Raw genomic sequence first — 26,266 nt, 5'->3', positions numbered from 1 at the left:
GACCCGTCGTGATAACCAATGGTTATGGCCATGGACGTCCACGGGCGGGACCTGCGCTACTTCGTCGCGGTCGCCGAAGACCTGCACTTCACACGCGCCGCCGAGCGCCTCTTCGTCTCCCAGCCCGCGCTGAGCAAGCAAATCCGCATGTTGGAGCGCCAGTTGGGGACAGAGCTCTTCGAGCGGGACCGGCAGGGCGTACGCCTGACCGCGGTGGGCACGGCCCTGCTGCCGTACGCGCGCCGGGTCCTCGCCGACTGGGACGCGGCGGCCGACGCCGTCGAGCGCGCCAAGACCGAGCAGCAGGCCACCCTTGTCGTCGGGATGAGCACGAGCCCGGGGCGCGGCGGCCTGCTCCCGGCCATCAGGTCCCGGTTCAGCGAGGCGCACCCGCAGGCGAAAGTCCAGCTGAGACAGGTGAGTTGGGAGGACTCCAGCGCCGGGCTCGCGGACGGCTCGGTGGACGCGGCGTTCGTGTGGCTGCCGGTTCCGGACGCGGAGCGGTACGAGTGGGTGGTGGTGGCCGAGGAGCCGCGCCATGTCGCCCTGCCGGACACGCATCGCCTCGCGCCGCGGGAGGAGATCGACTTCGCGGACCTCCTCGACGAACCCTTCATCGCCATCCCCAAGTCCGCCGGGGTGCTGCGCGACTACTGGCTGGCCCTGGACGCCCGTGCCGGGCGCCCGGCACGGATCGGCGCGGAGTGCGCGAGCGCGGACGAGACGTACGAGGCGCTGGTGGACGGCCGCGGCGTCTGCCTGCTCGCCGCGGGCAACGCACCCCTGCTCACCCGGGGCGGCGTCGTCACCCGCCCCGTTCGCGACCTCCCGCCGAGCCGGTTCGCCCTCGCCTGGCGGGCGGACGACGGGCGCCCACTGGTACGGGCCTACGCGGAGGCGGGCCGCCTGGCCTCGGGCAGCCGCGGCACACCCTGAAGCCAGCGGCACAACCTGAGTCCAGCGCCACAGCCTGAGCCCAGCGCCACAGCCTGAACTCAGGGGAGCAGTTCCGAACACCCGCGTGCGGGAATCCCGGCGCCCTTGCGCTGCCGCCACGGTGCCGGGTCGTGGCGGATGTACCACTCGGTGGAGAGCAGCCGTGCCCGGTCGGACGCGGGGAGGCCGGCGATCAGCCCCGGCGCGGCTCCCCGCTCCACCTCGGTGCGGTGGGCCAGTACCGCCGCGACCTTCTGATCCAGCCAGGGGCCGACATCGACGGTCGCGGTGACCCACTCGTCCGGAACGCTGTGCATCGACTTGCCCGCAGGGGCCAGGTGTCCGCTCCACACCCGCAGGGCCGAGTGCGGGTGCGTGGCCAGGTACAGGGCGCTCGGCTGCCAGGGCCCACCGGCGTCCGGGTAGACCCGCTCAAGTCCGGCCGCCTGCACGGCGAGCATGGTCACCCGGTGCGTGTGCACATGGTCCGAGTGACCGGTCAGCCCACCGTAGGCGTCATGGGTGACCACGATCTCCGGGCGGAACTCCCGTATATACGCGACCAGTTCGCGCACGCTTTCGTCGAGCGGCGCATCGCGGAACCGCGTCCTGCCGGGGGCCGACCGCGGTACGCGTGCGTCGGCGTAGCCGAGCAACCGCGGCTCGCCGGCCCGAAGAATCCGCAGCGCCTCGGCCAGCTCCGCGGCGCGTGGAGTGTCCGCGGCCCAGGTCGCCGTGACGACCGCGGTGCGAGCGCCCGCGGCGGCGTGACGGGCGAGCACTCCGCCCGCCGACAGTGACTCGTCGTCCGGGTGGGCGAAAACCGCGAGCAGGCTCGGCGCAGCCATGGACGTCACCTTCCGGATTCCGGAGCGGGAAGTTCGGCCGCTCCGTCCGTCAGGCGTCGAAGCGGCGGCGGGATGCCTCGATGTGGCCGAGGTACTGGTGGGTCCAGCCGCACATTGCGTCGACCGTCGCTCGCAGGCCCCGGCCCGGCTCGGTGAGGGTGTACTCGACCCGCGGCGGCACGGTGGGGTGCACGCACCGGTCGACCAGGCCGTAGCGCTCCAGCATGCGCAGGTTCTGGGTGAGCATCTTGTGGCTGATGCCCTCGACCTCGTTCCGCAGCTCGCTGAAGCGCAGGGTGCGCTCGCCCAGCGCCTCGATGATCAGCAACGCCCACTTGTTGGCGACATCGGAGAAGATCTCCCGCGCCAGAGAGTCCGCTCGCCGCAGGTCCGCCTCGTCGCGCGAGCCGCTGAGCTGCTTGGTCACCATGAGGTTCCCCAGTCACTGAAAAGTGCGTTCTTCCATGTCAGAGCACACTCTCCTACGGTTCCTGAGTAACCACAAGAGAGCGCGAGTCCTGGCACGACCGGGCTCACGCAATGAGGAGGCAGGCGGTATGGCCATCACCCTGGTGAACCCCGACGGACTTCCGGTGGTCGATGTCATGAGTCAGGTGTCGATCGCGACCGGGACAAAGATGATCTTCGTTGCCGGGCAGGTCTCATGGGACGCCGACGGGGTCACGATCGGCGAAGGCGACCTCGCCGCACAGGTCGAACGGAGTTACCTCAACGCCGGCACCGCCCTGGCCGCGGCCGGCGCCTCCTTCGACGACGTGGTGAAACTGACCGTCTACGTCGTCGACTGGACCGCCGACAAGATGCCCCTCTTCCTGGAGGGCGTCTCGCGCGCGGCCGCGAAGCTGGGGGTCACACCGAAGTCGCCGGGCTCGCTCATCGGCGTGGCGACACTGGACATCCCTGACCACCTGGTCGAGATCGAGGTCACCGCGATCCTCGACTGAACATCCGCCCGCCCCGCCGCCGGGTCGAGAGCGGCGGATCAGCCGCCCCGCACATGGCTCAGCAGTTCCTGAACGTGCCGTGTCGCGGGGTGCTCGGGCCCGAGGTGACGTTCGCCGGCGCTCAGGGCCTGCGCGAACAACTCCGCGCTCCGCTCCCGGTCTTGGGCCCGGTGGTGGGCGTAGGCGAGATTGCTGAGGGAGAGCAGGGTGTCGGGATGGCCGGGGCCCAGGGCGCGTTCGCGGTCGGTGAGGGTGCGCTCGTGGAGGGGGACCGCGCGGGCCGGGTTCCCCGTCAGCTCGTGGGCGCGGGCGAGATTGTCCCGGCACACCAGGGTGCGCAGGTCCTCGGGTCCGAGGACCCGCTCGCGGCCGGCCAGGGCGCGCAGGTAGATCGGGATCGCGCGGGCCGGGTCGCCTGCCGCCTCGTACGCGCCCGCGAGGTTGTTGTGACCGGCGAGGGTGTCGGGATGGTCGGGTCCCAGGACGCGTTCGGTGTCGGCGAGGTTCCGCTCGAACAACGGCACGGCCCGGTCGAGGAGTCCCGCCTGCTGACAGGCGCCCCCGAGATTGTTGCGGGAGCCCAGGGTGTCGGGGTGCTCGGGCCCGAGCTCGCGTTCACGCTCGGCGACCTGCTGCTCGAAGAAGGCCACCTGGTCCGTCAGTTCGTCCGCGTCCCCGGGCGATCCATCCGCGGACCGCGCGCCGTCCGTCCGCGACAGACCGATCCCCGCCATGGATCGGTCTTCCGCGGCTTGCTGCAACTGCTGCCGTAGCGCCCGCATCGTCCCGGCGCATCCCGCGCACGATTCTCCGGTCATATGGCATCCGCCCCTCGTCCGCCACCTGCTCTCAGAGTAGGTACGGCACCCGCGACGAGGGCATCCCGGAACAGGACACGCCGCTGACGCTCCGGAAGGAGATCGTTCACGAGCGTGCGGACCCGTCCCGTCAGACCCGTTGACCCCGCCATGGCAACCGCTTACCTTTTCGGCGGCCGCACGTTCGTAATCACAGATTCCGTTCGGTACTTCGAACGATCGGGCGAGCGGTCACCGCATGAGCCGCCCGCCCCCCTCAAGGAGTGTGTGTGAAATGAGACGTGTGTACGCGGTCCTCGTCGCCCTCTGTCTCGCGGTCGCCGCGGCCCTCGCGACCGCCGGACCGGCCGCAGCGGCACCCCAGACCATCACCAACGGCACCCAGTTCACGGACACTTCGGGCAACGCCCTGCACGCCCACGGCGGCGGAGTCATCAAGGTCGGCAGCTACTACTACTGGTTCGGCGAGCACCGCAACGCCGACAACACCTTCCAGTACGTGGACGCCTACCGCTCCACCGACCTGAAGAACTGGGAGTTCCGCAACCACGTCCTGACCCAGTCCAGCGCAAGCGAGCTGACGAGCGCCAACATCGAACGTCCGAAGGTCATGTACAACGCGTCCACCGGCAAGTTCGTGATGTGGATGCACAAGGAGAACGGCACGGACTACAGCGAGGCGCGCGCCGCCGTCGCCGTGTCGGACACCGTGGACGGCAACTACACCTGGCAGGGCAGCTTCCGCCCGCTCGACACCCACATGTCCCGCGACATCACGGTCTTCGTCGACACGGACGGCACCGGCTACATGATCTCCGCCGCCCGCGAGAACTACGACCTCCAGATCTACCGGCTCACCGCCGACTACACCGGCATCGCCGCCCTGGTCGCCGACCCCTGGCACAACGGCCACCGCGAGGCCCCGGCCCTCTTCAAGCGCAACGGCGTCTACTTCATGCTGACTTCGGGCGCCACGGGCTGGAGCCCCAACCAGCAGCAGTACGCGACGGCCACGAGCATCACAGGCCCGTGGACCGCCATGACGAACGTCGGCGACTCGACGACATACGGCTCGCAGACCGCGTACGTCCTTCCCGTGCAGGGCACTTCGGGCACCTCGTACCTCTACATGGGCGACCGCTGGGGCAACGCCTTCGGCGGCACCGTCAACGACTCCCGTTACGTATGGCTGCCGTTGACCTTCCCGACGTCCACCACGATGTCCATGACCTGGTCGCCCGAGGTCACCGTCGACACGACCGCCGGGACGGTCAGCGGGACGAGCGCCACGTACGAGACGCTGATCGCCCGGCACTCCGCCAAGTGCGCCGACGTGACAAGCCAGTCGCTGTGGCAGGGCGCCCAGATCAAGCAGTACGACTGCAACGGCGGCAACAACCAGAAGTTCTGGTTCAAGTCCCTCGGCAGCGGCTACTACCAGCTGATGGGCCGGGGCAGCTCCCTGTGCCTGACCGAGGGCGCCACCAACGTCACCCAGGAGAACTGCACCGGCGCCACCACCCAGCAGTGGACGGTCACCGCCTCGGGCGGCTACTCCACCCTCAAGTCCCGCGCGAGCGGCGAGTGCCTGGACGTGAACGGCGCGTCCACCGCCAACTCCGCCGCGCTGATCACGTACACCTGCACCGGAGGAACCAACCAGCAGTGGACGCGCGGAACCTGACTGAGAATCAGGTCAACAGGTCGAGGGCGTCGAAGGAGGTCCCCGCGCTGAGATAGGCCGTCGTTCCCGAACCGCTCACCACGTCGATCTTCAGCACGTTGTACTGGCTGGTGTCCGTGAGCCACGCACTGGCCGGAACGCTGTAGGTGAACGTGTAGTTGTTGCCCCGGTACGAACCGACCGTCAGGGAACGGGTGCTCGGCTGGGTGGGCGGTGAGGGGATGGCCGACACCCAGCTGTTGACCGTGACGCGCGGTCGCCCGTTCGCGTAAGCCGTCGTCACCCCGATCCGCAGCGTGTGGGCGGCGGCGGCCTGCGCGGCGGTCAGCTTGAAGTACACCAGCAGACCGCTGTTGACGCCCTGCCAGATGTACGCCGGGAAGGACGCGGTCTCGCTGCCGCTGCCGATCACCACGTTGCCGGTCCAGGCGGCGGCCCGGGGGTCGGACGGATGCGCGTACGTCATCAGCGCCGCGTTCTTGAACCCGCTCGGTGTGCCGTCCCAGGTGCCGATCCGCCAGATCGCGCTCGCGTTGGCGGGGTCGTTCGAGGAGGGGATCGCGATCGTGTTGAGGGTGGTCGTCGCGCCCGCCGTCACCGTCACCGAGGTGGTGTAGACGGCGAGTTCACCTTTGAAGACGGTCAGTGTGTACGTCCCCGGCAGGACCCCGGAGACCGAGAAGTATCCGTCGGACGTCCGCGCCGAACCCCAGTACTGGGCAACGGAGTTGGCGAGTCCGACCGTATACGCGTACGCCGTGTCGCGCCCCGAGATACCGACGCCCGCCACCCGGCCCCGGCCGCCGGCGGCGACGTACCCGGCGATGCCGAGCGAGTCCGCCCAGGAGGTGGTGAGGGTTCCCGGGAACAGTGCCGACGAGGGCGTACCGCCGTCCGTGAAGGCGATGACGTACGGGCCCTGGAGGCCGAAGCGCTGCGCCTCCGTCTGGTTCTCGCCGTAGTACAGGATCTCGTACAGACCGCCGCCGGCCGCGCTCTGGTGCCGCAGCAGGGAGCGGTAGAACGGGCCGCCGGAGGCCTTCTCGTGGTTGGAGCGGACGACGTACAGGCCGACGCTTCCCGTCGTCCAGCCGACGTAGTTGTAGTCGATGACGCGGAGCTTCGAGTAGTGCTTGGAGCGGGTCTGGCCGTCGGACTTGGCGAACACGTCCGCCGCCTCGATGGTGGTGGGCGCGTAAGTGTAAGAATCGGGCTCGTCGTTGAGGAACAGGCCCGCTTTGACCCGCACGATGTAGCGGGTTGCCGAGACCGAGGTGTCGGCCTTGTTGGTCCACACATAGACGTTGTTCTCGCCGCTGCGGGCCGCGTAGTAGTGCCTCAGCGTGCCGTACGTGACGGAGACGAGGATCGTCGAACCGGACTGCGTGATCGTCACGGTGGAGGTGCCGAGGCCCGACTCGACGTGCGAGTTCTTGCCGTCGTACCCCTGGTACTCGGTGCCGCGGTAGACCAGCGAGGTCAGGTCGCCGTTGGTCTTGCTGACCTTGAAGATGAGGTTGGCGCCGGTGTCGATGACGTAGTTCGAGCCGTCGTCCGTGTAGCCGAAGCTCGCGGCCTGCGCGGTGCCGGTGAGGGCCACGCCGGCAGCGGTGGCCGCGCTGCCGAGAACGAAGGTGCGGCGGCGGACCGGTCTGCGAGCGGATCCGGACATGGGGGTGCCTCCTTCGGGAGGTGTGGGGGTGCGGGTGCCTGGCAGAGTGCCAGTTGAATCGATTTCGCGAAAGGGCTTTCGCTGGCACGGAGTTGGCAGTCGTGTGAAATCGAGCCGCGCACTAGAAAGCGCTTGCCCGGCGCGGTACGGTCCAGCCGCCAGGTCTTGTCGTCCTGTTGGAGGAGCCGCAATGAGACGTTTCAACATCGCCGTACTGGCGGCGGTGACGGCCGCCACCGCGCTGTCGGTGGTCACGCCGGCGCAGGCGCGTGAGCGGGGACCTGCCCTCGGCCTGGACAACTGCACCGCGACCGCCTGCCACTTCGACGTCGAGCCCGGCACCTACGACGTCCGCGTGGTCCTCGGCGGGGAGGCCGCCGCCAGTACGAGCGTCAGCGGTGAGACGCGCCGCTCCCTGCTCCCGGAGACCGCCAGCGAGGCGGGCCGGCCCGTGGTCCGCAGCTTCACCGTGAACGTCCGCACCCCCGAGGGTGAGCCGACGGGCCCCGAGGGCACCCCTGGCCTCGACCTGGTGCTAGGCGGCTCGGCGCCCGCCCTGGCCGACATCCGCGTGACCCCCGCCCGACCCCACACCCGGCAGATCTTCCTGGTCGGCGACTCGACGGTCTGCGACCAGCCCGGCGACCCCTACTCGGGCTGGGGACAGCAGCTGCCGCAGTACCTCCGCAAGGGCGTCTCGGTCGCCAACTACGCTGATTCCGGGGAGAGTACGGTCACCTACCTCGCCACCCCGGCGCTCTTCCCGACCGTCCAGCCGCTGATCCACCGGCACGACCTGGTCCTCATCCAGCTGGCCCACAACGACAAGACGACCGACGAGGCGACGTACCGCGCGAACCTCGAAACCCTCGTCGCGGGCGTCCGCGCTCGCGGCGGCGAACCGGTCCTCGTCACCCCGATCGTCCGCCGCTGGTTCAACTCGGACGGCACCCTCAACAACGGCACCGCCCTGCTGGTGAACGGCCTCGGCGTCGACCACCCCGCCGTCACCCGCTCCGTCGCCGCCGCCGAGAACGTCCCGCTCATCGACCTCACGGCCAAGACCAAGGCCCTCGTCGAATCCCTGGGCGTCGAGGGCTCCAAGGCGCTCTACCTCTACAACGAGAAGCGCGACAACACGCACACCTCCGCGCACGGCGCGACGGTCTACGCGGGCCTGGTCCGCGACGAACTCGTCACCCAACGACTAGTGCCGGAAGGCCTCGTGAGGGTGGGATGAGCTCCTGGGGCGTCCCGTCCGGAACCGGGGCGCCCCAGGTATCCCGCCATCCCGCGACCGGCCCGTCTCGTGAGGGAGTCCCGCCCGATGCCTGCCCACCTGCAACCTCAGGTGCCTGAGGTTTCTGAGGTTCCTGAGGACCGCATCCTCAGCCCGTACACCGGCTACACGCGCGCCCATTGGGAGGCGGCAGCTGATTCCCTCCTCGCCGCGGTCGAGCCGTACGCCACCGAGGGCGGCGCCCTGTACCACCTCCCCGGAGAGCACACGAGCGCCTCGGGCCGGCTCTCCGACGGCCTGGAGGGCTACGCGCGCACGCTCCTCCTCGCCGCCTTCCGCCGGGACGAGAAGGCCCTGGAGCGGTACGCGGACGGCCTCGCCGCCGGAACCTCCGGAATCTGGCCCCGAATTGAGGACCGCGGTCAGCCCCTCGTCGAGGCCGCGTCGATCGCCCTCGCACTGCGCCTGACCCGGCCGCTGTTGTGGGACCGTCTCGACGACGGCGTACGGCAGCGGGCCGCGGCCTGGCTCGGCGATGCTCTGACGGCCGAACCCTGGCCCTGCAACTGGGAGTTGTTCCCGGTCACGGTCGGCGGTTTCCTCCAGGAGATCGGCTACGAGCCGGATGCCTCGCGTGCCGCGATCGACCGGGGCCTGGACCGTATCGAGCAGTGGTACGTCGGCGACGGCTGGTACACCGACGGCGACGGCCGCAAGTTCGACTACTACAACGGCTGGGCGATGCACCTCTATCCGGTGCTGCACGCGTGGCTGGGCGACGACTCCCGCCTCCTTGGCCTGTACGGCGGCAGGCTGTCACGCCATCTGGAGGACTACGCCCGCCTGTTCGGCACCGACGGTGCCCCGATGCACCAGGGCCGCTCCCTCACCTACCGCTTCGCGACCACCGCACCCCTGTGGCTCGGCGCCCTCACGGGCCGTACACCCCTCTCCCCGGGCGAGACCCGACGCCTGGCCGCCGGCGCCCTGCGCCACTTCCTCGACCACGGCGCCGTGGACGACCGGGGCCTCCTCACCCTCGGCTGGCACGGCCCCAACGAGGCACTCCTGCAAGCCTATTCGGGCCCCGCCTCCCCGTACTGGGCGAGCAAGGGCTTCCTCGGCCTCCTCCTCCCGCCGGACCACGAGGTATGGACGGCGCCAGAGAAACCCGGCCCCACCGACCGCACCGACGCGGTCACCCCGGTCGCCCCGCCCAACTGGCTCCTCCAGTCGACCACTTCGGACGGCCTGGTCCGCCTCCACAACCACGGCAGCGAGGACGTCCGCTACGACCCGTACTACACCCGGCTCGCCTACTCGACGGCGACGGAGCCCTCGCCGTCGTACGACAACAGCGTGATCGTCGGCGACTACGCGAGCCGTACGGACATCGTGCCGCTGGGTACGGGAGAGGGCTGGGCGGCGTCCCGCCACACGGTGACGGAGGGGATCCGGGTCACCAGCCTTGTGGTCGCCCGGGGCGCGGTGGAGGTGCGGGCCCATCTGGTGGTGGGGGCGGCGCCCGGGACGCCGGTATGCGTCACAGGATGGGCGCCCGGCGACGGCCTGCACGCCGAAATCACCTCCGTGCACGGCCCCTTGACCACGACCGACGCCGAGGCCACCTTGTTCGTCTCCCTCGCCCGCCTCACCGCCGAACCGGACCCCCTGCCCCTCACGGAGCTGGTGTCCGTGGAGGTGGAGGGGGCGTACGAGGTGTGCGTGACCTGGGCTTCGGGGCCGCCCGCGCGGTTCCGGTTCAAGGCTTCAGACGGGCGATCCGCAGAGTCGTCGTGGTCGGTGACGCCCCTGTGAGCGCCGTCGCGTACGACGGGGTGACCGGGGCGTAGGCCCAGGTCAGGGAGCCGTCCTTCTGGATCGCGATGTCGCCCGTGATGCGGGCGGTGACGACCTTGTCCGCGCTCTGGAACTTGCCGTTCCAGTCGATGAGACGCAGGTGGGTGCCCGTGAAGGTCCCGGTGCAGGTGCCGCTCGCGCACTTGGCGTTCTTCAGTGTCTCCCAGGAGACGAGGAGGCGGTCCTTGCCGTACGGGGCTATGTGGACGTTGACGTGTTCGGTGCCGGGGGTGTTGGTGAGGTAAACGGGCTTGCCCGCGGGGGTGTTGCGGGTCTTGAGGAAGGCGACGGCCACCTGGTGGGTCGTCGTCTTCGGCTTGACCGTCCAGCCCCGGCCGCTCGCGTCGTCCGGGTTCTTGGCGGCGGAGGCAGCGCCGCGGGAGCCGAACGCGGTGGCGTACCGGCCGGTCGATGACTTCACCAGCTCGCCGGTGCGGCCCGCGAAGGTGCCGCCGCAGTAGCCCGCCCAGCACTGCTCGCGCTGCACGGCCGGCGCGGTGTCGGGTGCGCCGATGCCCGTCGAGACGAACAGGCCCGAGCGCCAGTCGTCGAAGCAGAGCGAGGTGAACGCCCCGGTCGGCTCGGCGTGCAGCGCGATGCCCTCGTTGTGGCTGCAGCCCCATCCCCAACCGCCGCTCAGCTTGGCGCCCTTGGCGCTGACGTACGCGAGCTTGTCGCCGAAGTGGCCGTCGGCGAAGCCGCCCGCGCCGTGCACGACGAAGTACGTGCCGTACTTCGTGCCGTTCCAGGTGAGTTGGCCGTCGAGGAGGGGCGCGGTGTCGTGCGAGGCGGTGCCTGTGAGCTTTGTGGCGAAGGTCTGCTTGCCGTTCGTGTAGCGGACGAGCGCCGCCGCCGTCTCCTTCCACTTGTTCGTGTCGGCGACACGGGTGAGGAGGGCGAAGCCGTCGTTGTGGGCGACCAGTCCGCCGACCTCCTTGGCCCCCTTGACGACCGTGTCGGCCGCTGCCCGCTTGCCCGCCGCCGTGAGCGGCGTGACGTGGATGCCGTCGGAGGCGGGCCAGGCGACGCGCAGGGTGCCGTTGGGGGCGACGGCGGTCGTGGTGCGGGTCCACTCGCGGGTGTTGTTGTAACCCGCCGACAGGTAAGCGAACTTGGCGCTCAGGGTCACGGCGGTGCTCGTGACGGCGAGGGTGCCCGTCGCGGCCTTGGCGGCCGCCGGGGCCTTCGCTGTCGCCGTGGGAGTGGCGGTGGCCGTGGGCGTGGGCGATGGTGACGCTGAGGCAGTGCCCGTCGCGGTGGCGGTGGGGGATGCCTCGGTGGAGCCGGTGGCGGATGCCTCGGCAGCCGTGGTGGTGCCGTCCCCGGCGTCCTCGCCGCCCAGGTCCAGGGTCGCCGCCGTCGCGTACCACGCCCCGGCCAGCAGGGTCACGGCCGCGAGCGAGGCCACGACGGGCTTGCGGGCGGAGCGGCGGCGCCGGTGTGTGGTCGTACGTCTGTCGGATGCTGCGCGTCTTGCGTTGGTCATGCGGGGTAGTTGTCACCGGCGGGCGGGAGGTTGCCGCGCTTGCTGTGCGTAAGGGGCGGCGGGCGCCGAGTGGGCGCTTGTTGTGCGCACGGTTCGGCTGCTGTGCGCACGGTTCGGCCGGCGCCGAAGTGTTCCGCCTCTAGCGTTGCCGCCATGAACGATTCCGCGCAGGAACCGCTGGAGAGTCCCGCCGAAGCCGTCGTCGCCATGGTCGACCACGTCCTCGACCTGGCGGCCACCTGGACCGCCTGGGACGGCGAGCCCACCCACGTCGACGACCGCGTCTACACCCCGCACAAGGCGATCCGTCGCGTCGCCGACCATCTGGTGGACCACCTGGCCGAGTTGGAGGCCCGCCTCGTCGGCGAGCGGCCGCAGCCCGATCACTGGCACGCGTCCGCGAGCACGACGGCGGCGGACCTCGCGCCGTTCACGCAGGAGGACCTCGACGAGGCCCGCAGCCGTCTCACCCGCCTCGCCCGGATGTGGGCGAACCGGCTCGGCGCGCTGACCGAGGAGCAACTCGACAACTCACCGGGGGAGGGCTGGAGCTTCCGCGAACTGGCCCTGCACCTCAAGGGATCCACGTACTACGCCGATGCCGTCGGGAAGCTCGCATGACCCCTTTCTCCGCCTTCTCCGCACTCCACCACACCGACGCCCCCCTCCTGCTGCCCAACGCCTGGGACCACGCCTCCGCGACCGCCCTCGCCGCCCAGGGCTTCGCGGCGATCGGCACCACGAGCCTCGGTGTCGCCGCTGCCGCCGGTCTGCCGGACGGCACGGCGGCGACCAGGGACGTGACGCTGCTGCTCGCACGGCAGCTCGGCCGGGGCACCTTCCTGCTGTCGGTCGACGCCGAGGACGGGTTCCACCAGGACCCGGACGAGGTCGCCGAGTTGGCGTGCGAGCTGGCCGAAGCGGGCGCGGTCGGCATCAACTTGGAGGACGGACTCGGCTCCCCGCAGCTGCACGCGGCGAAGATCTCGACGGTCAAGGCCGCCGCGCCGGACCTGTTCGTCAACGCCCGCACCGACACGTACTGGCTCGGCGACGGCGGCCACACCGAGACGTGCCGCCGTCTCGACGCCTACCAACAGGCGGGCGCCGACGGCGTGTTCGTCCCCGGCGTGAGCGACGCGGCCCGGATCACCGACCTGGTGAAGACCCTCGACGTGCCGCTCAACATCCTCTACTCACCGCTCGGCCCCACCGTCGCCCAACTCGGCGACCTAGGCGTGCGCAGGGTCAGCCTCGGCTCCCTCCTCTACCGGCGGGCGCTCGGCGCGGCTCTGGACGCCGCCGCGGACATCCGGGCCGGACGATCACCGCGGGGCGTCACCCCGACGTACGCCGAGGTGCAGGCGCTCAGCGACGCGGATCCCCAGTCCTAGCGGGCCAGTGCTCCAGCGCCACGTGCAGGACGTCCAACGCCCGCTCCCAGGAGGCCTGTACGTCCCTGGGGTCGCCGAAGCCCCCGATGGCCTCCAGGTTGCAGAAACCGTGGAAGGTGCTGCGCAACAGGCGGACGGCATCGGTGAGATCGGGCTCCGGGAGGCCGTACCCGCGGAGCATGCCGTACGTGACCTCGGCGGTGCGGCGGTACAGGTCGGCCTCGGCGATGGCGGAGGCGGGGTCGAGCTGGGTGTGCGTGGCGCGGTACCGTCCGGGCCGTTCCAAGGCGTACTCCCGGTAGGCCCCCGCGAATGCGACCAGCGCGTCCTTGCCCGCTCGCCCGGCCACGGCGCTCGCGATCCGGTCGATCATCTCGCCGCCCGCGAGCACCGCGATCCGCTCCCTCAGGTCCTGCACGTTCCTGATGTGCGAGTACAGACTCGCGTCCTTCACCCCGAACTGCCGCGCCAGCGCGGACACGGTGACGTTCTCGAACCCGACCTCGTCGGCGAGATCGGCAGCGGCCTCCACGAGCCGGGTGACCGTGAGCCCGACACGCGCCATGGGTGACCGCCTCCGCCTGCTGTGCCTAGGCACTCCAGCTGTTGTGCCTAGACGCTCTAGGCAAAAGGCCAGTGTATGCGGCCCGTCACCGGCCGATCAGTGGCAGCGCCGGGAACACATGGTCCTGCCACAGCACGCGGGACTCCTCCTCCGGGTAGGTGGTGACGGTCGAGGGTGTGTCGAAGAGCTGTACGAGGCGTTGGGCGGGGTCGTACGCGGGCCAGCCGGGGTCGCCGTGGGTGGCGAACGCTGTCAATGCGTTGCGGATGTGGGCGGACAGGGCTTCTGCTTCCGGGGTGGGGGTCTCGCCGATCAGCATGGCGGCGTGGCTGTCGCTCAGGTTGCCGAAGACGAGTGGTACGTCCAGGCCGTGGCAGGCGCCGAAGACGCCGCCCATGCCCGGGGCGGGCCAGGTCAGTTCGTAGAGGTGCGCACGGCCGCCGGCCGCGGTCTGCGCCTGGGCGAGGTGGAGGGACGGCATGCGGAACAGCCAGTCGGAGTTGACCAGTTCGTACAGCTCGTCGGGGCCCGCGAGCGGGAAGGCGTCACGGTAGCGGCGGGCGCCGTCCGGGCCGGGGGCGAAGGCCCGCAGTGCGGTCGTCGCCTGTTCCTCCGTCACCTCGCCGAGCATGCCTTCGATCGCGGTGAACAGCCGCTGCTCCTCGCGGGTGTGACCGACGAGGAGTTCGATGTCGCGGCCCGCGCCGTCGGCCAGCGCCTGCCAAGGAGTGACCGGCAGGACGTCGCCGTCGACGACCGGGGAGAACAGGATGGATCGCTGCGCGGCCCGGCCCCAACGGTCCGCCCACTGGGCTGCCTTGGCGGTGACCGCGTCACCGGCGGCGGGAAGCTCGGACGGGGTCACGCCGGACAGGTCGGCCACCGTGGGCCGCAGCCCCAGCTCGGCGGCGCAGGCGGCGGCGATGTCGGCGGCGAGCTCCGGCGAGAAGAACGTGCCCGGCACGCTCAGCGCGACCGCCCGGCGGAACAGCCCAGCCGCACGCGGCATCGCCAGCAGCGCGGCGACCGATCCTCCGCCCGCGGACTCGCCGAAGACCGTGACCCGGTCCGGATCGCCGCCGAACGCACCGATGTTGTCGCGCACCCACCGCAACGCGGCGACCTGGTCGAGCAGGCCCCGGTTGGCGGGCGCACCTTCGATCTGTGCGAAACCCTCAATACCCAGACGGTAGTTGAAGGTCACGACGACGACGCCGCCCTCCCGGGACAGCCGGGAACCGTCGTACTCCGGGAGGCCGGAGGTGCCGATCACGTAGGCGCCGCCCTGGATCCACACCAGCACCGGAAGTCCGGCGTCCGGGGCCGGTTCCGGCGACCAGACGTTGACCGTCAGCCAGTCACCGTCGTCCGCGGCGTGCTGCGACAGGGCGTCCATGCCGAACGCACCGGCCTGCGGGGGCGGAGGTCCGTACGACACGGCATCGCGTACGCCGTCCCAGCCCCGTAACGGCTGCGGTGCGGCGAAGCGGTGCGCGCCGACCGGCGGCTCGGCGAACGGGATGCCGCGGAAGACCGCGAGCCCCGCTTCACGGCTGCCGCGCACTACCCCGGCCGCCGTGCGCACTTCGAGCGAGGGCGAGGTCGAAGGCTCGGGCTTAGACTCGAATTCGGGCGTTTTAGACATGTGCCGGATCATCCCGTTCAACCAAGAAGCGGGCCAATCATTTACGGACGGTCATGACCGACGTTGGCGGTGAGCAGGCGGAGAAGCTGCTTGGCCATGGCGTCCTGCTCGGGGGAGAGCCCCATGGCGTCGCCGATGGCGAGGGGGACCGTACCTGCCCGTTCCCGGAGTCGGATGCCGGCTTCCGTGAGGTGCAGGGCGACGGAACGCTCGTCCTCGGCGCGACGCTCGCGGCGGATAAGACCGTTCGCCTCCAGGCGCTTGAGCAGGGGGGAAAGGGTGCTGGACTCCAACTGCAGGGCGGTGCCCAAGGCGCGTACGGAGATCGAGTCCTGCTCCCACAGCACCAGCATCACCAGGTACTGGGGATAGGTGAGACCCAGCTCGTCCAGCAGTGGCCGGTAGCGGGCGGTGACCGCGCGTGAGGCCGCGTAGAGGGCGAAGCAGAGCTGGTCGTCCAGGAGTAGCGAACCCTCCTGCGTCGGTTCGGCTCCGGTCGTGTTCACGTGTGGCTCCTGGTGCCCGTCCTGTACATGTCGAGTCTCATTCTACCGTTCAAGTCCTCTCGACTGTATCGATCCCAACTGAGTTGTGCACGACTTAATCGAGCGCTTACTATCAAACGGTGCCGCGGCTCCACGGCGAGACCTCCGACGGAGCCTGTCCGCGGCACCCGATCCGAGGAGATCGTCATGATCGAGTCCACTGCCCCCCGCGCCGTCCTGGAGCCCGCCGCCGCGGCATTCGCCGAGGCGACCGCGAACCCGCCGTACCTGTTCGACCTGGCCCCGGCAGAGGGCCGCAAGGCCGTCGACGAGGTGCAGTCCGGCGACATAGCCAAGCCCGCTGTCGACGAAGAGTGGGTCACCGTGCCCGGCGGACCCACCGGCCAGGTGCGGGCGCGGATCGTCCGCCCGGCCGGCGCCTCCGGCACCCTCCCGGTGATCATCTACATCCATGGCGCGGGCTGGGTCTTCGGCAACGCCCACACCCACGACCGCCTGGTGCGCGAACTGGCGGTCGGCGCACAGGCCGCGGTCGTCTTCCCCGAGTACGACCTCTCGCCCGAGGCCCGCTACCCCGTCGCCATCGAGCAGAACTACACCGTGGCCCAGTGGATCGTCACCGAGGGCGCGTCCCACGGCCTTGACGCCTCCCGTATCGCGGTGGCCGGCGACTCCGTCGGCGGCAACATGTCCGCGGCGCTGACCCTGATGGCGAAGGACCGCGGCGACGTCCCCCTCGTACAGCAGGTGCTCTTCTACCCGGTCACCGACGCCACCTTCGACACGGCTTCCTACCACCAGTTCGCCACTGGCTACTTCCTGCGCCGCGACGGCATGCAGTGGTTCTGGGACCAGTACACGACCGACGAGAAGCAGCGCGCCGAGATCACCGCGTCCCCGCTGCGCGCCACCACCGAGCAGCTCACCGGGCTCCCCCCGGCGCTCGTCATCACCGGCGAGGCCGACGTCCTGCGCGACGAGGGCGAGGCCTACGCGGCCAAACTCCGCGAGGCCGGCGTAGCCGTCACCGCCGTCCGGTACCAGGGCATCATCCACGACTTCGTGATGCTCAACGCCCTGCGCGAGACCCACGCCGCGGAGGCCGCGATCGCCCAGGCGATCAGCACCCTGCGCACGGCCCTCGGTACCGTCTGACCGGACGGTACGTGGGCAAGGGAAACTGAGGTTGCGGTGCGCGAAATACCCGAGGGACTGGTCACGCCGGTGCTCGTCGTCGACGTCGATGTGCTGGACCGGAACATCGCACGCATGGCGCAGGCGGCGGGTTCCGGGGGGTTCGCGCTCCGTCCGCACGCCAAGAGCCACAAGTGTGCGGAGATCGCCGAACGCCAACTCCGCCTCGGAGCAGCCGGGTTGTCGGTCGCGACCCTGAGCGAGGCGGAGGCGCTCGCCCGGGCGGGGGTCGACGATCTGTTCATCGCGTATCCGCTGTGGCTCGACCGGGCGAAGGCTGAGCGGGCGCGCACGCTGGCCGATGAGGTCGCGCTGCGCGTCGGTGTCGACTCGGTCGAGGGGGCGCGGCGGCTGGGGGACGCGGTGCGGGGGAGCGACCGCCCGGTCCAGGCGGTGGTCGAGGTGGACTGCGGAACGCGCCGGACGGGGGTGCCGCCCGCCGACGCGGGGCGGGTCGCCGGGGCCGCCGTGGACGCCGGTCTCGACGTGGTGGGTGTCTTCACCTTCCCCGGGCACGGGTACGGCCATGACGCCGGGGCCGCCGAGCGGGCGGCCCGCGACGAGGAGCACGCGCTTGCCGAAGCGGCGACGTCCCTGGGCGAACTCGGCCTGGAGGCCCGCGTGTTGAGCGGCGGCTCGACTCCGACGGCGGGCCACTGGCGGCCCGGCCCTGTCAACGAGATCCGCCCCGGCGTCTACGTCTTCAACGACGCCCAGCAGCTCGCCATCGGTACCTGCACCGTCGACGACCTGGCCCTGTTCGCCGCCTCGACCGTCATCAGCGTCCCCGCCCCGAACCGCTTCGTCCTGGACGCCGGCAGCAAGGTACTCGGCCCCGACCGCTCCCCGTGGGTCACCGGCCACGGCTACCTCCCCGCCTACCCGGACGCCACGATCACCGGACTCTGGGAACACCACGCGGTCGTCCAACTCCCGGAGGGCGTACGCGGCCCGCGCCTGGGGGAGGTCGTGTCCGTGGTGCCGAACCACGTCTGTACGCCGGTGAACCTCGCGGACGAGCTGCTGATCGCCCGCGAGGGATCGGAGGTCGACCGGTGGAAGGTGGTGGCGCGCGGTACCAACTCCTGAGCGCGGACCGGGACGTCGGCTACTTCGCGAACTCCACGAAGTCCGTCCACGCGGTGGGGGAGAGGGCGAGTTGGGGGCCGCGGGGGTTCTTGGAGTCGCGGATGTGGATGGTGGTGGGGCAGGTGGCTACCTCGACGCAGTCGTCGCCGTCGCTGCCGCTGTACGTCGACTTGCGCCAGGCGAGGGCCACTTCGACGCAGTCCCCGTCGCTGCCACTGCTGTAGCTGCTCTTGAACCAGGCCAGTTCGGTGGTGCTCATAGTGCTCCTCGCATCCGCTCCAGCAGGCTCAGGGAATCCTCCGGGGTGAGAGCCTGTGAGCGCAGTTTCGCATAGCGCATGTGGAGCACACTGATCGATTTCGGGTCAGCGATGAACTGACCGCTCCGCTGCCCTTCGCAGTAGCCGAACCACTCATTCTCCGGAGTCTCCGACAGCCGGATTGGCCCGTCGAGACCGGCGTGGACATCGCGCGTCATAGGCAACAACTGCAGCTCCACATTGCGCAGTTCCGCGAGCCCCAACACATGGTCGATCAGCTCCCGCGTGACCTCCGTCCCCCCGGTCCGCCGCTGGAAGACGTACTCCTCCACGATGAAACTGAACGCCGTGTTGGGTCGCTCGCGCAGCAGCGTCTGGCGTTGCATGCGGGCCGTGAGCTGGGCCTCGATCTGCGATTCGGTGAGCAGGGGCACGCGTGCGCCGAACAGGGTGCGGGCGTATCCCTCCGACTGCAGAAGCCCGGGGACGAGCCGGTTCTCGTACGTGTACAGGCTGATCGCCTGTTCCTCCAGCTCGCCCCACTTGCGGAACCACGAGGCCAGCCCCGTCTCCCTTCCCGCGTGCTTGTACACCTCCTGCAGTACGCCGAACGCTTCCAGGACTTGTTCCGAGCGCTCGACGAACCTGCGCTGTGGGAAGCGCCGCCCCTGTTCGATGGATGCCACCGTCCCCGGCTGGTACTGGACGAGTGGCGCGTACTCCTCTTGTGTGTAGCCCGCCCGCTTTCGGAAGGCCTTGTGCACCGCCCCGAACGCCTTCAAACTGTCGGGCGGCTCGGGCTCGTTCGTGGTGGTCTCGATGCTTTCGATGCTGTCGGTCATGCCGGGAACTCCCGTGTTCCGTGTTGCCAACCCCGCAAGTCACCAATGCTCACGGACAGTTACCCAAACTGTCCACTCTGTAACTCGTACAACGCGCACTGTACGAGTGGCGTGCCTGTTCGACCCGTGTGTCCCCAGGGACCGTTGAGCCATGCAAGGACACCCCCGGGCCCAAGTCCCCGTCACCCTCGGTACGTTCACGCAGCTCTACAGCTGCACCCCACGCGGTGCCCGGCTCGCCCGCAGGCTGGTCGCGAACCGGATGCACGTCTGGGGATTCGCGTACGACAGCGACGTCAGCGAGACCGTGACCCTCGTCGTCGCCGAGCTCGCGGCGAACGCGGTGCGGCACGGGCGGGTGCGAGGGCGCGACATCCGCGTACGGCTGGTGCTGCGTGAGGACGTCGTACGGGTGGAGGTGGCGGACGGGCGGGCCGACCGGCTGCCCGTGGTCCGGGAGCCCTCGGAAGGGGAGGGCGGGCGCGGGCTGCTGATCGTCGTGGCGCTGGCCGAGCGGTGGGGTGTGGAGCCGCGGGAGGACGGGACGTACAAGACGGTGTGGGCGGAGATCTCCCTGCCGGAGAGGCTCGGGGGTATGGCCGGTAAGAGCCTCCCGCCTGGGAGTTGAGGGGGCGGAAGATCACGATGGGGATTAAGTATGGACCATATGTTCGGTATCTCGTACAGGCGTTGTGTCTTGTTCACCTACCGTTCGGAAGGTCAGGGAACTGTGTGCTGCGCCCCCCACCGCAAGGCCCCCGGTTCGTGCCACTCAGGAGATCAACGTGCCTTCCACCACCCGTAGAGACTTCGCCAAAACCTCAGCCGGGGCGGGAATCGCCCTCATCGGCACCGCCGGTGTGCTGTCCACCGCAAGCTCGTACGCGTACGCCGCGGAGACGGCCGAGGACGCCAAGAGCCGGGGCCAGGAGATCGACGCCACCGAGCAGGTCTCGCAGGCGCACCAGAGCAAGACCGGGTACGGTCCGCTGATCGACGACCCCAAGGGGCTGCTCGCGCTCCCCAAGGGGTTCTCCTACAAGGTGGTCACCCACGCCGGTGTCACGAAGATGGAGTCGGGCGAGTTCACACCGAACAAGCACGACGGCACGGCGGCCTTCAAGGGCACCCGCGGTTCCACTCTGCTGGTCGTCAATCACGAGATCCGCGACAACCGTGCGAACACCGCGTTCCCCGTGCCGCTCACCCCGGGACTCGTCTACGACCCCAGCGCCCCCGGCGGCTGCACGGTCGTGGAGATCTCCAAGGACGGCGAGTGCGTGGCCGAGTGGGTCGGCATCGCGGGCACCCAGCAGAACTGCGCGGGCGGCCGCAGCCCCTGGGGCACCTGGCTGACCTGCGAGGAGAACTCCGCCAAGGTCGGCGACGCCGGTATGACCAAGGCCCACGGCTACGTCTTCGAGGTCGACCCGTACGACCGCCGTGCCAACAAGAACCCCAAGCCGATCAAGGCGCTCGGCCGCTACGACCACGAGGCCGTAGTCGTCGACACCAAGCGCGGTCACCTGTACCTCACCGAGGACGCGGCGGGCCCCAACGGCCTGTTCTACCGCTGGACTCCGCCGAAGGGCTTCAAGCACGGCCGGGGCAAGCTGCGGACGCTCTCCGACACGGCCGGCGTCCTTGAAGCCTTCAAGTGCTTCGACTCCAAGGGCCAGTTCGTCGACGACCTGTCCCGCGCCACCAAGGCCGGCACCAGCTACAGCGTCAAGTGGGTGGCGGTTCCGGACCGTGACGCCAAGACCGTCCCGACGCGTCAGCAGTTCACCGGCACGCAGGTCACCCGCGCCCGCAAGCTCGAAGGCATGTGGTGGGCCGACGGCGGCACCTACGTCGTCTCGTCCTTCGCCCGCGAGGAGAGCCCGGTCCAGCACGACGGGCAGGTGTGGTTCTACGACCCCGCCCGCGGCACGCTGACCCTCAAGCTGATCCTGGGTGTCAACCCCGACCCCGACGCGAACGACGGCGTCCTCGACGGTCCGGACAACATCACGGTCTCCCCGTACGGCGGTGTGATCCTCGCGGAGGACGGCGAGGGCATCCAGCACCTCTTCGGCGCCACGGAGTCGGGCAAGACCTACCCGATCGCCCGCAACCAGCTCAACGACGGCACCGCCGAGGACCCGTCGTACAGCGAGTTCGCCGGTGTCGTCTTCTCGCCCGACGGCAAGACGCTGTACGCGAGCATCCAGAACCCCGGCATCCTGCTGGCCATCACGGGCCCCTGGCGCTACCAGCGCTGACACCACGCGTAGCGGAGAGACCCCAACTGTCATGACATTCAGGGCAGTTGGGGTACCCGTGCGTGGCTGGTTCAGACCGCCGCACCTGAGTCGCCGAGCGGCCACCCCACGGCTGTTCAACGTTCATGTTTCACATCGAGTCTCCATCTCGCGAGCCCGCACATGCGGCGTCGAACACAGGAGGCAGACATGGGGCACGGACACGCTCACGGTCATCACCACCACGACCACACCCACGATCACTCTGACGCTCACGAAGGCACGGCTCTGCCCGCCGCCTTCGACACCTCCGTGCCCGACGAGGCCCTGAGCCCCGAACAGCAGTCGCGCCGCACGATGCTGCGCCGCGCGGGTCTGCTGGGCGCCGGCCTGGCCGCGAGCGGCGTCCTCGCCCAGGGCGCGGCGGCGGCCCCCGCGTACGCCTCCGAGAGCCGCCGGAGATCGAACGGCTTCCTCTGGCTGGCCGGCGACCACCACATCCACACGCAGTACAGCAGCGACGGCAAGTACCGCGTCTCCGACCAGGTCCGCCAGGGCGCCCGGCACGGCATGGACTGGCTGGTCATCACCGACCACGGCAGCGAGACGCACGCCAAGATCGGTGTCGACAAGGTCAACCCGGACATCAAGGAGGCCCGGGAGACGTACGAGGACACCCTCGTCTTCCAGGGCCTTGAGTGGAACATCCCGGGCGCCGAGCACGGCACCGTCTTCGTGCACCCCGGCAAGAACGAGGTCAGCGTCCTCAAGGCGTTCGAGACCGACTACGACGGCAGCGTGAAGGGCGCGAGCGGCTCCTCGCCCGCCAACGAGGCGCTCGCCGTCGCCGGCCTCGCCTTCCTCTCCGAGCAGGTGCAGCGGCGCAGGATCAAGGACGCGCTGATGCTCGCCAACCACCCGGCGCGGCGCGGTGTCGACTCCCCGCACGAGATCCGCGGCTGGCGCGACGCGACGCCCGGCGGCAAGCAGATAGCCATCGGCTTCGAGGGCGCGCCGGGCCACCAGGCGGCCGGTATCGCCGCGCCGACCGGCATGGGCCGTGCCCGCGGCATCTACGACAACAACCCGAGCGCCGACTCCTTCGCGGGCTACCCGCTGGAGAGCTACCGCACCTGGGGCGGCTTCGACTGGATGACGGCCACCGTCGGCGGCCTGTGGGACAGCCTCCTCGCCGAGGGCAAGCCCTGGTGGATCACCGCCAACTCCGACTCCCACCAGGTGTACACGGACACCGCCAAGCGCGGCGGCCCGGACACCGACTTCAACCTCAACGGCAAGCACACCGACCCCGTGTACAGCGGCAAGGTCGACCTCACCCAGGGCGACTACTGGCCCGGCCAGTACAGCCGCACGCACGTCGGCTCCGACGGCTTCTCCTACGCCGCCGTCATGGACGGCATCCGGGCCGGCCGTGTCTGGGTCGACCACGGGCAGCTCATCGGCGGCCTCGACGCCCGGCTCTCGGGCAGCGGTAAGTGGGCGACGCTCGGCGGCGCGCTGCACGTCAAGAAGGGCACGAAGGTCACCCTGACGGTCGACATCGCGCTCGCCGACACCCCCAACTGGGCCGGATTCGTACCGAAGTTGGCCCGCGTGGACGTCATCCAGGGCGATGTCACGGGCACACCCGCGGACAAGGACACCTTCAGCGCGCCGACGGCGAAGGTCGTCCAGTCGTACGAGGTGAACAAGACGACCGGCACGGTCCGGATCACGTACTCCCTCGGCCAGGTCGACCGCCCGCTGTACGTCCGCCTGCGCGGCTCGGACGGCAACCGCTCCGCGGTGGGCATCAACGGCGCGGCGGTCGACCCCAAGGGCCCCGCCCTCGACGTCGTCGGCGACGCCGACCCGTGGGTCGACCTGTGGTTCTACTCCAACCCGGTGTGGGTCCTGCCGTCGTGAACCAGCCGTACGTCATCGGGGTCGACACCCATCTGTCGGCCCTGCCCGAAGCCGATCACCTGCTCCGGGCGCTGGCCGCCGAACTCGCCCTCCCCGAGGGCTCGTTCGGCTGCACGCACCTGGTGCGCGGTGATCGGCCCCGGGTCGCACTGTCCTTCGCGGTCCCCTCGCGGGCGGTGCTTGACGCCGTCCGCGAGTGGCTGACCGTCAAGGGGTACGAGGTGTCGCCCGAGGCCCCGGACGCGGTGGGCCGCGCGGTGCTGTACCCCGGCGTCGCGGAACTCACCGGCACGCTCACGGTCGCGGACCTGCTCGCCGCCTCCGCGATCGACCGCGTCGCCGTACTCGGCGCGCCCGGCGAACCCGCCCCGGACCAGCCGCTGGTCACCCGCGATCACGTACGCCCGGAGTGGCGTGACGGAGCGCTGGTCCTGACGGCGATGCCGGCGGCGGGCGGCACGCTCGTGCCCTTCGAGGTACCGGATCCCACACCTTGCTGTGCGGATCACTGAACTGGTGGATCACTGAACGGGCGGTCTACGCGGCCGGGTTGAGACCGTTCGACAGGCCCGTGTACGACGGCTTCGGCGCGTAACTCTCGTTGTACGGGAGGGCCGCGCCGAAGCCGCTGAAGGTGCCCGGGATCCAGGAGTACTTGTCGGTGACGCCCCAGACGGTGACTCCCGCGCACCGGGCGACGCCAAGACAGTTCTCGCTGGCCAGCTTGTAGTCGGCGGACTGCTGGGCGAGTTCGGCGGCGGAGGCGGGCAGCGGGATGCGGATGTCGAGTTCGGTGACGGAGACTTCGAGGCCCAGGTCGGAGAAGCGCTTGAGGTTGGCCTTCATGGTGGACGGCACCTGCCCGACCACGAAGTGCGACTGGAAGCCGATCCCGTTCAACGGCACGCCCTCCGCGAGGAGTTGCTTCGCCAGCGCGTACAGGGCGTCGCTCTTCGCGTTGTCCGCCTCGATGTTGTAGTCGTTGATGTACAGCTTGGCTGCAGGGTCGGCGGCGTGCGCCCACCGCAGCGCGTTCGCGATGTACCCCGTTCCGAGCTTGTCCTGCCACAGCGAACTGCGCATCGAACCGTCCTCGTTGAACGTCTCGTTGACGACGTCCCAGGCGTACACCTTGCCCTTGTACCGGCCGAGGGTCGTGTCGATGTGCTTCTTGAGGATCGTGTTCAGCTCGGCGGCCGAGAAGTTCCCGTTCTTCAGCCAGGACGGCAACTGGCTGTACCAGGCGAGCGTGTGCCCTCGTACACCCTGGTTGTGCGCGGCTGCGTGCGCGACCAGCCGGTCGGCCGCTGCCCAGTTGTAGCCGCCCCGGCTCGGCTCCAGCGCGTCCCACTTCATCGCGTTCTCCGCCGTCACCGAGTTGAACTCCCGGTCTAGGACGGCGGTGTACGCCGAGTCGGAGGTGAGCGGGCCGTCACCGACGGCCGCGCCGATCCGTACGCCGCGCGCGTGGGCGTACCCCCGTAGCGTCGTCGCGGCCGAGGCTTCCGGGGTGAGCTGGGGGAGCGTGACGGCCGCGGTGGCGAGCAGCGCGCCCGCGGCGATGAGCGGCAGCGGGCGCGGGACACGGCGGCGGCGGTGGTGGTGGGGTCGGGAGGCGTGGGGCACGGCTGCTCCTCGGAGGGGATGCGGGTGCGGACGGGAGGGGATGCGGTGCGAATTATTTGTCTGCAGGTCGCCGCAGGGGCGCCATAAGGTTGCCGGGGACCAGGACCAGGACAAGGACAAGGGGAAGGGGCCGCGTGGCGTACGAGGCGCAGCACGAGGACGGACCGGGCGATCGGATACCGCGCGCGGACGAACCGGCCGACCCGGCGCCGCGCAGGCCACGTACCGATCCGCCGCCCGAGAAGGGCCGTCCGCTGTGGCGGCAGCGCAACTTCGGGATCTTCTGGGCCGCGCAGACCCTCTCCGTCCTCGGCGACTCCTTCGCGCTGATCGCCCTGCCCCTGCTGGTGCTCCAGGCGACCGGCTCCCTCGCGCGGATGGGACTGCTCACGGCGGTCGGCGGAGCCGCCTCGGTGCTGGCGGCCGTCTTCGCCGGGGCCCTGGTGGACCGGGTCGACCGCCGACGGCTGCTCATCGCCTGCGACCTGGTGCGCACGGTGCTGTACGGCGTGATCCCGCTGGTGTGGCTGTTCGGACCGCAGGTCTGGCTGCTGTACGTCGTCCTGCCGCTCTGCGAGGCCGTCGGCATGCTGTTCGCCGTCGGCTATGTCACCGTCGTCCGGAGCCTGGTCGGCACCGGGCAGCTCACCGAGGCCAATGGCCGGCTCAACGCGACCGCCGCCGCGGCGGGCGTACTCGGCCCGCTGTGCGCGGGTCTGGTCGCCGCCTGGACCGGCCCGGCCGCCGCGGTGTGGGTCAACGCGGGCAGCTTCGCCGTGTCGGCCGCCTGCATGCTCTTCGTACGGTTCGCCCCACGCTCCGGGGACGACGGCGTCCCGGCGAAGGGGGCCGGGGCGGCGGGCCTGTGGCGGGACCTGCGGGCGGGGGTGTCCTTCCTGTACGGCCATCCGGTGCTGCGCTCGCTGACCGCCCTGCTGTTCGTCTTCAGCTTCCTCACCCTCGGCATGACCGACCTGGTCATCTACCACGTCAAGCACGACCTCGGCCACGACGACGGCACGGTCGGCACCGTCATGGCCGTCGGCGCCCTCGGCACGATCACCGGCGCCCTGCTGGTGGCCCGGATCCGTCGGGGACTCGGCTTCGGGCGGACCTGGACCGGTGCGGTCGCGGTGTGCGGGCTCGCGTTCGCCGGCCTTGGCTGGGCACGGGACGTCTCCGCCGTCGCGGTACTGAGCGCGGCGTTCCTCGCCTGCGCCGGTGTCGCGGGCACCTGCTCGATGTCACTGCGTCAGGAAGTGACCCCGGAACCGCTCCTCGGCAGAGTCACCTCCGCCTTCTGGACCCTCCAGTACTCCGCGGCCCCGATCGGCGCGGCCGTCCTGACCTGGGCCGCGGAACGCCAGGGCACCGCACCGGTCGGCCTGGTCGCCGGCGCCTGCTGCGTACTGATCGCGGTGGCCGCGCTGTTCACGCCGATACGGCGGTCCCGCGCCGCCTGATCGGC

General features: G+C 70.3%; 25 protein-coding genes. 14 read left to right on the top strand and 11 right to left on the bottom strand.

What is annotated here, in order from left to right; translation table 11 throughout:
- The first annotated feature begins 24 nt into the window (after nt 1–24).
- Nucleotides 25–936 (top strand): LysR family transcriptional regulator, encoded by a 912-nt coding sequence (locus OG246_RS39250; protein ID WP_266473926.1) that lies wholly within the window; start codon nt 25–27, stop codon nt 934–936.
- A 59-nt stretch (nt 937–995) separates the two neighbouring features.
- On the opposite strand, the gene OG246_RS39245 is transcribed toward OG246_RS39250, so the two are convergent.
- Complete coding sequence (locus OG246_RS39245; protein WP_266473925.1) at nt 996–1,784, bottom strand: PIG-L deacetylase family protein; 789 nt, start codon at nt 1,782–1,784, stop codon at nt 996–998.
- A gap of 49 nt (nt 1,785–1,833) precedes the next feature.
- The gene (locus OG246_RS39240) at nt 1,834–2,214 is read right to left on the bottom strand and encodes a helix-turn-helix domain-containing protein (RefSeq protein WP_266473924.1); all 381 of its coding nucleotides are present in this window, start codon (nt 2,212–2,214) and stop codon (nt 1,834–1,836) included.
- 127 nt (nt 2,215–2,341) lie between these two features.
- On the opposite strand from OG246_RS39240, the gene OG246_RS39235 reads away from it, so the two are divergent.
- Nucleotides 2,342–2,749, top strand: a complete 408-nt coding sequence (locus OG246_RS39235; RefSeq protein WP_266473922.1) for a RidA family protein — start codon at nt 2,342–2,344, stop codon at nt 2,747–2,749.
- 38 nt (nt 2,750–2,787) lie between these two features.
- Here the strand turns inward: OG246_RS39235 and OG246_RS39230 are convergent, their stop codons facing one another.
- On the bottom strand, nt 2,788–3,567 hold the full coding sequence (locus OG246_RS39230) for a tetratricopeptide repeat protein (protein WP_266473921.1): 780 nt from the start codon (nt 3,565–3,567) through the stop codon (nt 2,788–2,790).
- A 274-nt stretch (nt 3,568–3,841) separates the two neighbouring features.
- On the opposite strand from OG246_RS39230, the gene OG246_RS39225 reads away from it, so the two are divergent.
- Nucleotides 3,842–5,251: an RICIN domain-containing protein gene (locus OG246_RS39225; RefSeq protein WP_266473920.1), complete on the top strand. Its 1,410-nt coding sequence runs from the start codon at nt 3,842–3,844 to the stop codon at nt 5,249–5,251.
- 7 nt (nt 5,252–5,258) lie between these two features.
- Here OG246_RS39225 and OG246_RS39220 read toward each other — a convergent pair whose 3' ends face one another.
- On the bottom strand, nt 5,259–6,923 hold the full coding sequence (locus tag OG246_RS39220) for a rhamnogalacturonan lyase B N-terminal domain-containing protein (protein ID WP_266473918.1): 1,665 nt from the start codon (nt 6,921–6,923) through the stop codon (nt 5,259–5,261).
- Nucleotides 6,924–7,113: 190 nt separating this feature from the next.
- Between OG246_RS39220 and OG246_RS39215 the strand changes: the two genes are divergently transcribed.
- Together OG246_RS39215 and OG246_RS39210 are read left to right on the top strand one after the other, a co-directional pair.
- On the top strand, nt 7,114–8,163 hold the full coding sequence (locus tag OG246_RS39215) for a rhamnogalacturonan acetylesterase (RefSeq protein ID WP_266473916.1): 1,050 nt from the start codon (nt 7,114–7,116) through the stop codon (nt 8,161–8,163).
- 87 nt (nt 8,164–8,250) lie between these two features.
- Nucleotides 8,251–9,981 (top strand): DUF2264 domain-containing protein, encoded by a 1,731-nt coding sequence (locus OG246_RS39210; protein ID WP_266473914.1) that lies wholly within the window; start codon nt 8,251–8,253, stop codon nt 9,979–9,981.
- Here OG246_RS39210 and OG246_RS39205 read toward each other — a convergent pair.
- Nucleotides 9,926–11,509, bottom strand: a complete 1,584-nt coding sequence (locus OG246_RS39205) for a hypothetical protein (RefSeq protein WP_266473913.1) — start codon at nt 11,507–11,509, stop codon at nt 9,926–9,928. The two genes, OG246_RS39210 and OG246_RS39205, sit on opposite strands and share 56 nt — an antisense overlap.
- Before the next feature lie 153 nt (nt 11,510–11,662).
- Here OG246_RS39205 and OG246_RS39200 point away from each other — a divergent pair, with 153 nt between their 5' ends.
- Nucleotides 11,663–12,130 (top strand): hypothetical protein, encoded by a 468-nt coding sequence (locus OG246_RS39200; protein WP_266473908.1) that lies wholly within the window; start codon nt 11,663–11,665, stop codon nt 12,128–12,130.
- On the top strand, nt 12,127–12,903 hold the full coding sequence (locus OG246_RS39195; RefSeq protein WP_266473906.1) for an isocitrate lyase/phosphoenolpyruvate mutase family protein: 777 nt from the start codon (nt 12,127–12,129) through the stop codon (nt 12,901–12,903). The genes OG246_RS39200 and OG246_RS39195 overlap by 4 nt, the downstream gene beginning before the upstream one ends.
- Here the strand turns inward: OG246_RS39195 and OG246_RS39190 are convergent.
- The 3 genes from OG246_RS39190 to OG246_RS39180 form a co-directional block, all read right to left on the bottom strand.
- Nucleotides 12,878–13,468, bottom strand: coding sequence for a TetR/AcrR family transcriptional regulator (locus OG246_RS39190; RefSeq protein WP_266473904.1), 591 nt, complete (start codon nt 13,466–13,468; stop codon nt 12,878–12,880). The two genes, OG246_RS39195 and OG246_RS39190, sit on opposite strands and share 26 nt — an antisense overlap.
- 85 nt (nt 13,469–13,553) lie before the next feature.
- Entirely contained in the window at nt 13,554–15,113 is a 1,560-nt protein-coding gene (locus tag OG246_RS39185; RefSeq protein WP_266473902.1) for a carboxylesterase/lipase family protein, read from the bottom strand.
- A 41-nt stretch (nt 15,114–15,154) separates the two neighbouring features.
- Nucleotides 15,155–15,619 carry a MarR family winged helix-turn-helix transcriptional regulator gene (locus OG246_RS39180; RefSeq protein ID WP_266473900.1) on the bottom strand — a complete coding sequence of 155 codons (465 nt, stop codon included), beginning with the start codon at nt 15,617–15,619 and terminating at the stop codon, nt 15,155–15,157.
- A 186-nt stretch (nt 15,620–15,805) separates the two neighbouring features.
- On the opposite strand from OG246_RS39180, the gene OG246_RS39175 reads away from it, so the two are divergent.
- Both OG246_RS39175 and OG246_RS39170 read left to right on the top strand, forming a co-directional pair.
- A complete protein-coding gene (locus OG246_RS39175) occupies nt 15,806–16,774 on the top strand; it encodes an alpha/beta hydrolase (protein ID WP_266473897.1) in 969 nt (322 codons plus the stop codon).
- A 36-nt stretch (nt 16,775–16,810) separates the two neighbouring features.
- On the top strand, nt 16,811–17,902 hold the full coding sequence (locus tag OG246_RS39170; protein ID WP_266473895.1) for an alanine racemase: 1,092 nt from the start codon (nt 16,811–16,813) through the stop codon (nt 17,900–17,902).
- A gap of 19 nt (nt 17,903–17,921) precedes the next feature.
- On the opposite strand, the gene OG246_RS39165 is transcribed toward OG246_RS39170, so the two are convergent.
- Together OG246_RS39165 and OG246_RS39160 are read right to left on the bottom strand one after the other, a co-directional pair.
- Nucleotides 17,922–18,161, bottom strand: a complete 240-nt coding sequence (locus tag OG246_RS39165; protein ID WP_266473893.1) for a DUF397 domain-containing protein — start codon at nt 18,159–18,161, stop codon at nt 17,922–17,924.
- A complete protein-coding gene (locus tag OG246_RS39160; protein WP_266473891.1) occupies nt 18,158–19,003 on the bottom strand; it encodes a helix-turn-helix transcriptional regulator in 846 nt (281 codons plus the stop codon). The genes OG246_RS39165 and OG246_RS39160 overlap by 4 nt, the downstream gene beginning before the upstream one ends.
- 151 nt (nt 19,004–19,154) lie before the next feature.
- Between OG246_RS39160 and OG246_RS39155 the strand changes: the two genes are divergently transcribed.
- The 4 genes from OG246_RS39155 (at nt 19,155) to OG246_RS39140 (ending at nt 23,684) form a co-directional block, all read left to right on the top strand.
- Nucleotides 19,155–19,631: an ATP-binding protein gene (locus OG246_RS39155; RefSeq protein ID WP_266473890.1), complete on the top strand. Its 477-nt coding sequence runs from the start codon at nt 19,155–19,157 to the stop codon at nt 19,629–19,631.
- 157 nt (nt 19,632–19,788) lie between these two features.
- Nucleotides 19,789–21,267, top strand: a complete 1,479-nt coding sequence (locus OG246_RS39150; RefSeq protein ID WP_266473889.1) for an alkaline phosphatase PhoX — start codon at nt 19,789–19,791, stop codon at nt 21,265–21,267.
- A gap of 189 nt (nt 21,268–21,456) precedes the next feature.
- The gene (locus OG246_RS39145; RefSeq protein WP_266473885.1) at nt 21,457–23,172 is read left to right on the top strand and encodes a PHP domain-containing protein; all 1,716 of its coding nucleotides are present in this window, start codon (nt 21,457–21,459) and stop codon (nt 23,170–23,172) included.
- The gene (locus tag OG246_RS39140; protein ID WP_266473882.1) at nt 23,169–23,684 is read left to right on the top strand and encodes a hypothetical protein; all 516 of its coding nucleotides are present in this window, start codon (nt 23,169–23,171) and stop codon (nt 23,682–23,684) included. Before OG246_RS39145 ends, OG246_RS39140 begins: the two co-directional genes overlap by 4 nt.
- 25 nt (nt 23,685–23,709) lie before the next feature.
- Here the strand turns inward: OG246_RS39140 and OG246_RS39135 are convergent, their stop codons facing one another.
- Complete coding sequence (locus tag OG246_RS39135; RefSeq protein WP_266473880.1) at nt 23,710–24,798, bottom strand: endo-1,4-beta-xylanase; 1,089 nt, start codon at nt 24,796–24,798, stop codon at nt 23,710–23,712.
- Nucleotides 24,799–25,052: 254 nt separating this feature from the next.
- Here OG246_RS39135 and OG246_RS39130 point away from each other — a divergent pair, with 254 nt between their 5' ends.
- The gene (locus OG246_RS39130) at nt 25,053–26,261 is read left to right on the top strand and encodes an MFS transporter (protein ID WP_266475024.1); all 1,209 of its coding nucleotides are present in this window, start codon (nt 25,053–25,055) and stop codon (nt 26,259–26,261) included.
- Nucleotides 26,262–26,266: the final 5 nt, after the last annotated feature.

The organism is Streptomyces sp. NBC_00620, from assembly GCF_026341825.1.
In the GTDB taxonomy this organism is placed as follows: domain Bacteria; phylum Actinomycetota; class Actinomycetes; order Streptomycetales; family Streptomycetaceae; genus Streptomyces.
This window is presented reverse-complemented; position numbering and strand designations above follow the sequence as displayed.